This is a genomic window from Thermoflexus sp. (assembly GCF_042408365.1).
Classification (GTDB): Bacteria; Chloroflexota; Anaerolineae; order Thermoflexales; family Thermoflexaceae; genus Thermoflexus.
The window spans coordinates 1-2,263 of sequence record NZ_JBHOQJ010000096.1; the positions used below are offsets into that span (position 1 = coordinate 1).

Genomic DNA, 2,263 nt, shown 5'->3' on the forward strand with positions numbered 1-2,263 from the left:
CGGGCCGCGTACGCGGCCCGCCCCTCATAGAAAATTTTGTCTTCGCAACAAAGCAAGATCGATCCAAAAACAGGCCACTGGTCCCTCACCGGGTGCGCTCGAAGAACATGATGTATTCGTGCTTGAAGATGTAGAAATTTCCCTTGAGGGCGCGGTAACGCCAGAGATGGTATCGTCCTCGCTTGCCTCGGTTCTCCTGGATGTCTTTGACACAGAGGCTCTTCAGGCGGAACCCATAACCCAGGACCCGCTCCATCGTCCGGAAGCCCAGAGGGATCCATTCCCCGCGTGCGTATTTGTCCCCAATGACCAGCACCAGGAATCGCCCCGGCTCCAGAAGCGGGGCGAAGTTCGCCACCACCCGCGCAAAGGCCTCATAGAAGGCCTCCTCCGTCGGCGCGTTGGAGAGATCTCGGGGGTCCTCGCTGAAGCGGATGATGTCGTGGTAAGGGGGATGCATGATCAGGAGCTGGGCGCTGGAGAACCCCCAACGGGCCATCGTCTCCCGGACGCGTTCCACCGTTTCCAGGTCTGTGCTGTCCCCGATCAGGATCTCCGTCTGAACCCCGTAAGGGTTCTCCTCCAGGTCCAGCAGCTCCCGGGCGCGCTTTGCCACCTGAGGGACCAGCTCCACACCAATAGCGAAGCGGCCCAGCCGCTGGGCTTCGATGAGGGTGGTCCCCAGGCCCGCGAAGGGGTCGATGACCAACTCCCCCCGGCGGGTGAACCGCCGCATCGCCTGGTAGGGGATCTGAGGGACGAAGTTTCCCCAGTATTCGGAGGTATGCATCCCGTGGTTCGCCCGCGGCCCCAGCAGCCACAGGCTATCGGTGATCAGGTCCTCATAGGCCTCCCACTGCTCCAGGTCTAGATCGTTGATCGCCACACCGATCCTGACCTCCGCAGACGTCTTCCTGCACGTGACCACATAACCACCCACCCCCAGGCGCTCGGACTGCCCCACGCCGGTGCCTCATAGGTCCTCCCGCGCCGGGCCAGGCGCTTCTTGCGTTTTATGATAGATTATTAACGTGTTTAAAGGCAAACCACTGTATCCGAATTGGGATCTTTCTCTGGGATAAGCTCTCTGGATCAAGCACTGAGGGATAAAAACCCGTGCGGGCAGCGAAGCCACCCGCACGGGTTCCCAAAGGAGAGAGCGGGGATCCATTCCTTCAACAACTCACCGTCGCCGCCGCGCTCGCGCGTAGAAGGGCAGCAACAGGCTCATGGCGGTCTGCAGGATCTGGCGGCGGGCCCGCAAGGCCATGACCTTGGCCTGACGCACCGGCTCCAGCCGGTTGAGATCCGGAAGCGACACCGGCAGCTGCACCGGCCAGTTCTCCACCGGGATCGGCCGGTCCTCCGGCCGGACGCCGTAGCGGACCACCGCCCCCGCCCATGTCAGCCCAGCCCCGAAGCCGATGAGCAGCAGGTTGTCCCCCTCTCGGATCCGTCCTTGGGCCATCGCCTCCGCGAAGGCGATCGGGATCGAAGCCGCGGAGGTGTTCCCATAGCGGTCCAGGTTGAGGAACACCTTCTCCATGGGGAACCCCAGCTCGCGGCAAGCCGCCTCGATGATGCGCTCGTTGGCCTGATGGGGGATCATCAGATCGATCTCATCGGGGGCCAGGCCGCTGCGGGCGATGGCTTCAATCGCCACCTTCCCCAGCACCCGGGTGGCGAACTTGAACACCTCCCGCCCATTCATCCGCAGCAGATGGCCCTTCTGTCGGATGGTTTCCTCAGTGATGATGGCGTTGGTGGAGATGCCCGGCACGATGAGATGCTCGGCCCCTGAACCATCGGACCCCAGCACAAACGAGAGCAGGCCGGTGGGAAGCTCGCTGGCCTGCAGGACCATCGCCCCGGCCCCGTCCCCAAACAGCACCGCCGTGTTGCGATCGGTCCAGTCGATGTTGCGGCTGAGGATCTCGGCGCCGATGACCAAGATGTTGCGCATCAGGCCAGCAGCGATAAAGGCGTGGGCAACGGCCAGACCGTACACGAAGCCGGTGCACCCGGCGCCCAAGGTGAAGGCCCCGCAGCGGGCGTTCAGCTTATGCTGAATAATGGATGAGACCGGGGGGATCACATAATCTGGCGACGATGTCGCCACGATAATCAGATCGAGATCTTGAGGCAAAATGCCCGCGCGGGCCATCGCCTCTCGCGCCGCGGCGACCGAGAGATCGGACATGGTCTCGCCCGGCTCCGCGATCCGCCGCTCCCGGATCCCCGTGCGGGTGAGGATCCACTCTTC

At 63.2% G+C, this 2,263-nt stretch carries 2 protein-coding genes; both read right to left on the reverse strand.

Annotated features, from left to right (window positions below; genetic code table 11):
• Window positions 1-85: 85 nt before the first annotated feature.
• On the reverse strand, window positions 86-964 hold the full coding sequence (locus ACFMO5_RS04075) for a DNA methyltransferase (RefSeq protein WP_376791484.1): 879 nt from the start codon (window positions 962-964) through the stop codon (window positions 86-88).
• 219 nt (window positions 965-1,183) lie between these two features.
• The coding region (locus ACFMO5_RS04080) for a beta-ketoacyl-ACP synthase III (protein ID WP_376791485.1) at window positions 1,184-2,263 on the reverse strand (1,080 nt) is incomplete at its 5' end.